Annotated in this window: 5 protein-coding genes, 1 tRNA gene, 2 rRNA genes and 1 pseudogene (1 of these 9 only partly in view); 1 reads left to right on the top strand and 8 read right to left on the bottom strand. The window is 40.9% G+C overall.

Going from position 1 to position 6235, the window contains the following annotated elements; genetic code table 11:
- The 6 genes and pseudogenes from IGL80_RS02755 to IGL80_RS02730 form a co-directional block, all read right to left on the bottom strand.
- Positions 1-442, bottom strand: a 23S ribosomal RNA gene (locus IGL80_RS02755) (it extends 2471 nt beyond the left edge of the window).
- A gap of 176 nt (positions 443-618) precedes the next feature.
- Positions 619-691: transfer RNA gene (locus IGL80_RS02750), tRNA-Ala, on the bottom strand.
- A gap of 79 nt (positions 692-770) precedes the next feature.
- Positions 771-2331: ribosomal RNA gene (locus IGL80_RS02745) — 16S ribosomal RNA — on the bottom strand.
- The 16S and 23S rRNA genes sit together here with 1 tRNA gene alongside, the layout of an rRNA operon.
- Before the next feature lie 434 nt (positions 2332-2765).
- Positions 2766-3014 (bottom strand): annotated as a pseudogene (locus IGL80_RS02740) (hypothetical protein).
- Positions 2998-3369, bottom strand: a complete 372-nt coding sequence (locus IGL80_RS02735) for a hypothetical protein (RefSeq protein WP_002385270.1) — start codon at positions 3367-3369, stop codon at positions 2998-3000. Before IGL80_RS02735 ends, IGL80_RS02740 begins: the two are co-directional and overlap by 17 nt.
- A gap of 64 nt (positions 3370-3433) precedes the next feature.
- Entirely contained in the window at positions 3434-3802 is a 369-nt protein-coding gene (locus IGL80_RS02730; protein ID WP_002365178.1) for a CvfD/Ygs/GSP13 family RNA-binding post-transcriptional regulator, read from the bottom strand.
- 183 nt (positions 3803-3985) lie between these two features.
- Here IGL80_RS02730 and IGL80_RS02725 point away from each other — a divergent pair, with 183 nt between their 5' ends.
- The gene (locus tag IGL80_RS02725) at positions 3986-5152 is read left to right on the top strand and encodes a MalY/PatB family protein (protein ID WP_002355155.1); all 1167 of its coding nucleotides are present in this window, start codon (positions 3986-3988) and stop codon (positions 5150-5152) included.
- A 33-nt stretch (positions 5153-5185) separates the two neighbouring features.
- Here the strand turns inward: IGL80_RS02725 and IGL80_RS02720 are convergent, their stop codons facing one another.
- Positions 5186-5392 (bottom strand): DUF3955 domain-containing protein, encoded by a 207-nt coding sequence (locus tag IGL80_RS02720; RefSeq protein WP_002359175.1) that lies wholly within the window; start codon positions 5390-5392, stop codon positions 5186-5188.
- 164 nt (positions 5393-5556) lie between these two features.
- Positions 5557-6147: a peptidylprolyl isomerase gene (locus IGL80_RS02715; protein WP_002355150.1), complete on the bottom strand. Its 591-nt coding sequence runs from the start codon at positions 6145-6147 to the stop codon at positions 5557-5559.
- Between the last annotated feature and the right edge of the window lie 88 nt (positions 6148-6235).

Here is a 6235-nt window from a genome sequence, read left to right as displayed (position 1 = left end):
ATTCCGACGGAATTTCTCGTGTTCCGCCGTACTCAGGATCCTCCTAGGTGTTGTTAGCATTTCGTCTACGGGGCTTTCACCCTCTTTAGCGGAATTTTCCAAATCCTTCAACTATACTAACAGACTACCATATTGGAGTCCTACAACCCCAACAAGCAAGCTTGTTGGTTTGGGCTCTTCCCGTTTCGCTCGCCGCTACTCAGGGAATCGAATTTTCTTTCTCTTCCTGCAGGTACTAAGATGTTTCAGTTCTCTGCGTCTACCTCTAATCAGCTATGTATTCACTGAAAAGTAATATCCTATAAAAGATATTGGGTTCCCCCATTCGGAAATCTCTGGATCATAGCTTACTTACAGCTCCCCAAAGCATATCGGTGTTAGTCCCGTCCTTCATCGGCTCCTAGTGCCAAGGCATCCACCGTGCGCCCTTATTCACTTAACCTTATCAACCTTACGGTTGGGTCTTGATCACTTCTTCTAGCGATAGAAGGTTAATCAATAAATAAGCAATTGAACTTATTAAAAAACTCATTCAACGCGGTGTTCTCGGTTTGTTTTGATTCTTTTTACTTCAATATCCAGTTTTCAATGAACGAATCTGATAGCAAAAGCTATCAATGGAGCCTAGCGGGATCGAACCGCTGACCTCCTGCGTGCAAAGCAGGCGCTCTCCCAGCTGAGCTAAGGCCCCGAATTTATTTGATTGAGAGTAGACCTCTCAAAACTGAACAAAGTAAAGACGAAATGTGTATTTCCGTAATATTCCTTAGAAAGGAGGTGATCCAGCCGCACCTTCCGATACGGCTACCTTGTTACGACTTCACCCCAATCATCTATCCCACCTTAGGCGGCTGGCTCCAAAAAGGTTACCTCACCGACTTCGGGTGTTACAAACTCTCGTGGTGTGACGGGCGGTGTGTACAAGGCCCGGGAACGTATTCACCGCGGCGTGCTGATCCGCGATTACTAGCGATTCCGGCTTCATGCAGGCGAGTTGCAGCCTGCAATCCGAACTGAGAGAAGCTTTAAGAGATTTGCATGACCTCGCGGTCTAGCGACTCGTTGTACTTCCCATTGTAGCACGTGTGTAGCCCAGGTCATAAGGGGCATGATGATTTGACGTCATCCCCACCTTCCTCCGGTTTGTCACCGGCAGTCTCGCTAGAGTGCCCAACTAAATGATGGCAACTAACAATAAGGGTTGCGCTCGTTGCGGGACTTAACCCAACATCTCACGACACGAGCTGACGACAACCATGCACCACCTGTCACTTTGTCCCCGAAGGGAAAGCTCTATCTCTAGAGTGGTCAAAGGATGTCAAGACCTGGTAAGGTTCTTCGCGTTGCTTCGAATTAAACCACATGCTCCACCGCTTGTGCGGGCCCCCGTCAATTCCTTTGAGTTTCAACCTTGCGGTCGTACTCCCCAGGCGGAGTGCTTAATGCGTTTGCTGCAGCACTGAAGGGCGGAAACCCTCCAACACTTAGCACTCATCGTTTACGGCGTGGACTACCAGGGTATCTAATCCTGTTTGCTCCCCACGCTTTCGAGCCTCAGCGTCAGTTACAGACCAGAGAGCCGCCTTCGCCACTGGTGTTCCTCCATATATCTACGCATTTCACCGCTACACATGGAATTCCACTCTCCTCTTCTGCACTCAAGTCTCCCAGTTTCCAATGACCCTCCCCGGTTGAGCCGGGGGCTTTCACATCAGACTTAAGAAACCGCCTGCGCTCGCTTTACGCCCAATAAATCCGGACAACGCTTGCCACCTACGTATTACCGCGGCTGCTGGCACGTAGTTAGCCGTGGCTTTCTGGTTAGATACCGTCAGGGGACGTTCAGTTACTAACGTCCTTGTTCTTCTCTAACAACAGAGTTTTACGATCCGAAAACCTTCTTCACTCACGCGGCGTTGCTCGGTCAGACTTTCGTCCATTGCCGAAGATTCCCTACTGCTGCCTCCCGTAGGAGTCTGGGCCGTGTCTCAGTCCCAGTGTGGCCGATCACCCTCTCAGGTCGGCTATGCATCGTGGCCTTGGTGAGCCGTTACCTCACCAACTAGCTAATGCACCGCGGGTCCATCCATCAGCGACACCCGAAAGCGCCTTTCACTCTTATGCCATGCGGCATAAACTGTTATGCGGTATTAGCACCTGTTTCCAAGTGTTATCCCCCTCTGATGGGTAGGTTACCCACGTGTTACTCACCCGTCCGCCACTCCTCTTTCCAATTGAGTGCAAGCACTCGGGAGGAAAGAAGCGTTCGACTTGCATGTATTAGGCACGCCGCCAGCGTTCGTCCTGAGCCAGGATCAAACTCTCATAATAAAAGTTAGAACAATCTTACGATTGTTAAGCTCAATTTGTTTGCTAGCATATTGCTTGCTTGTTAAAAATGTTTGTTGTCTTGAATTGAATCAAGACGCCCTACACATTTGGTTCGTCTATTCTTTGTTCAGTTTTCAAAGGTCTACGTTACCTCGCAGCAACTTTTATATCATAACAAACTTTCGTTTGAATGTCAAGAACTTTTTGAAAAAAGTTCTTTTAAGTTGTTTTGCTCGGTTGTTGTTGTCTGTTGTGACAACTTCTATATCTTATCATCTCGTTTGTTATTTGTCAACAACTTTTTTGTTGTTTTTTCAAACTTTTTTCGAGAGATTTGAAATCAAGAATTGTTATTTAATTATTGATTTCTGAATCGCTCAGCTGTGTGACTCGCCTTGCGACATGTAATAATATATCAAGATTTTGATGTTTGGTCAACACTTTTTTTCAAAAAAATTAAAAGAAGTTTTCAATCTGTTTTCATTCTTTTCAATTATTTCGTTTTTAAACTTTTTAAATCCTAATTGTCTATCAAAACAGTTTAATTCCTTGCTAAAAATCGAACAATTTGAATCATATATTTGAAATAGTTCGATTAACTTTTTTTACGTCCAACATAAAAAAGAAAGAATCTGTTCGATTATCGACAGATTCTTTCTTTTTTGTTTAAAACATTGGGACACCTTCAATATGATATTTTGACCAAATCGTTTTTAATTCTGCAGGTGCTACCCATGTATAGTCTTTATCCATTTCATTTTTAAGTGCTTGTTCATCCATCTCGAAGACAAACAGCGGAACATTTTCTTTATTGATATGCGCGTTAGTTAATTCTACTAAGCTAATTGAAGTAACGTCCAATTGAACCTCTTCTTTGAACCATTGTAGCATACTAGCTAAACCCGTCATCTCATCAGAAACTTTTGCCATCGCAAACTCAATCGCTTCACCTATTGGATGCATCAAAAATTTTTTACTACCATCGTTTAAGTTCAGTATGATTGTTCCAGCGACTTTTTTGTTAGACACGACATCCACCTCAATTAATTTTTAGATTCACTAACAAAAGAAATTGTAACACACTTTCTGAAAAAATACAGAATTATTTTTCAAGCAACTTATCCATTGCTTCATCAATCCATTCTGGAAGTTCTTTGTCTAAGGTTGCAAAGCCAATTTTTTTATTCTTATCCGTAAAATATTTTTTACGTCGATGGTTCACTGAATGAACTTTGTCTTCAAGGGTCCGTAAAGATAAGCTAATCTTTTGAGAATATTCATCAACATCAATAACTTGAACGGTTACTTTTTGTCCAACGGTTAAGAGTCCATGGATATTTTTGGTAAAGCCAGCTTGTACTTCCGAAACATGAATCAGTCCTTGTGTTTCTTCGTCTAAAGAAACAAATGCGCCATATGGTTGAAGTCCGGTAATTGTGCCAGAAAGTACCATACCAATTTTGTACTTCATCAAATTTCCTCTTTTCATACGATAAATTTCTTTTTCCGTTTCTACTCATTTAAAATAATAGCATTTTTTCAACGTTTGTGCATTATTTCTTCCCTAGTTGTTAAAACTATTGTTTCATCTTTTAAGCAAAATCTACTATACTATAGGAAGTAAGACTTTATATAGAAGAAAAGGAGTTATCTTATGTTTAATTTTAATGAAACCATTGATCGTCGCCACACAAATTGTGTTAAATGGGACACCGTTGAAACGAGTTACCACGAAAAAGATTTACTACCTTTATGGGTTGCTGATATGGATTTCAAAGTACATCAGCCTATTCTTGATGCCTTGTCACAAGTTATTGAACAGGGCATTCTAGGATATGCGGTGGCACCTAATGAACTGTATCAAGCAATTCAAGATTGGCAACGGCAACACCATCAATTGATTGTTGAAAAAGAAGAAATTTTGTTTAATAGTGGCGTGGTACCCAGTTTGGCCACAGCCGTTCAAGCGTATACAGCACCTGCTGATTCTGTCATGATTTGTGATCCAGTCTACCCCCCTTTTGCAGATGTGGTAAAACAAAATGAGCGTAGACTTGTGCGCCATTCTTTACTAGAAGTTAACGGACATTATGAAGTTGATTTGGTTAAAATGGAACAACAGATAATCGAAGAAAAGGTGAAACTGTTACTTTTTTGTAATCCCCATAATCCTGGTGGACGTGTTTGGACAAAAGAAGAATTGCTAGCAATTGGCCGTTTATGCCAAAAACACCAAGTAACTGTGGTTAGCGATGAAATTCATCAGGATTTGATTTTCAAACCGCATACCTTCACTTCCTTCACTGTCGCTGATGAAGCATTTAAGGAATTCACTGTTACCTTAACAGCGGCAACCAAAACCTTTAATTTAGCGGGGATTAAAAATTCAATGCTGTTCATTCCTAATGAAAAACTACGGCAATCTTTCGTATCTTTACAAGACAAAAATCATCAAGGCGGCATCAATACTTTTGGCTACGTTGGAACGGCAGCTGCCTATCAAACAGGTGAAGAATGGCTAACGGCGTTACTGGATTATTTAAAAGAAAATATTGATTTTGCCCTTTCCTTTTTCCGTGAAGAGCTGCCTAGCGTTCGTGTAATGGAGCCTGAAGGAACCTATCTTTTATGGTTAGACTTTAGTTCTTATTCACTAACGGATCGAGAACTTCGCGATACCTTAATTCATAAGGGGAAAGTGGTTTTAAATCCAGGAATTAGTTTTGGTCCCCAAGGTTCTCAACACATGCGTTTAAACTTAGCTTGTTCAAAAGAAACTCTCGAAGAAGGCCTTTTACGTATCAAAAAAGCCTTTAATTAAAAACAGCTGTCCTAGTTTTTAGGACAGCTGTTTTTAATTCTTTCTTTTGCGTTTAGTTAAATAAACTCTGACGAACCAGATACCTGAAAATAGAAGTAAAATTTCTCCAATTATGATTGTATAAAATCCTGGTTCATGAACGATTCCTTGCTGATCTACATACGTAAAAAACGTTCCTATAAATGGGAGTATTACTGCAAACAAAGCCAAGGCCATTGGATATCTGTATTTTTCTAACAAATTTGCTTCCTCTCCTTCTATTCTTTAACTCAGTATCCTATAAAGACTTCATTAAAAGAAGAGATTTGGATGCTTTTAAAAAAAAGTTAGTCGTTTTAAGAAAAAAATAAAGAGTACCAACGAATTTGTCCCTCGTTGGTACTCTCTTTTTCAATTGGTTAAACTTATTCACCAATGATTTCAACTGTGTCCATCACGACGTCAAATGTTGGACGGTCTTGGGCATCCCGTTGGACTCCACCAATTTCATCCACTACATCCATACCATCAACAACATGACCAAAAACAGTATGACGGAAGTCTAACCAAGGTGTTCCGCCTTGTTTGTAAGCTTCAATAATTTCTTCTGGAAAACCAGCGTCTTCTAACTGACTCATCATTTGAGCTGGAACATTTTGATTAGTAACAACAAAGAATTGGCTGCCATTTGTGTTAGGACCAGCATTTGCCATTGACAATGCGCCGCGCAAATTGAAAACATCCCGAGAAAATTCATCCTCAAATGCTTCTCCATAAATACTTTCGCCGCCCATTCCTGTTCCGGTTGGGTCACCGCCTTGAATCATAAAATCAGGAATCACACGATGGAAAATAACGCCATCATAGTAGCCCTTTTTCGCTAATTCAACAAAATTTTTAACCGTTTTAGGCGCTTGTTCTGGGAATAATTGAACAGTGATGTCGCCTCGGTTTGTTTTAATGACCGCTTTTGGGCCTTTAGCATTTTCTAAATCTAATTGTGGAAATTGTGACATGAGAATGTCCTCCTAGATAATTATTTTATAGTTCCATCATATCGAAAAATGCTGAAAATTGCTATGATCTTTTTCCAATGATTAAAGA

Origin of the sequence: Enterococcus sp. DIV2467a, assembly GCF_050532945.1 — a bacterium.
In the GTDB taxonomy this organism is placed as follows: domain Bacteria; phylum Bacillota; class Bacilli; order Lactobacillales; family Enterococcaceae; genus Enterococcus; species Enterococcus faecalis.
This window is presented reverse-complemented; position numbering and strand designations above follow the sequence as displayed.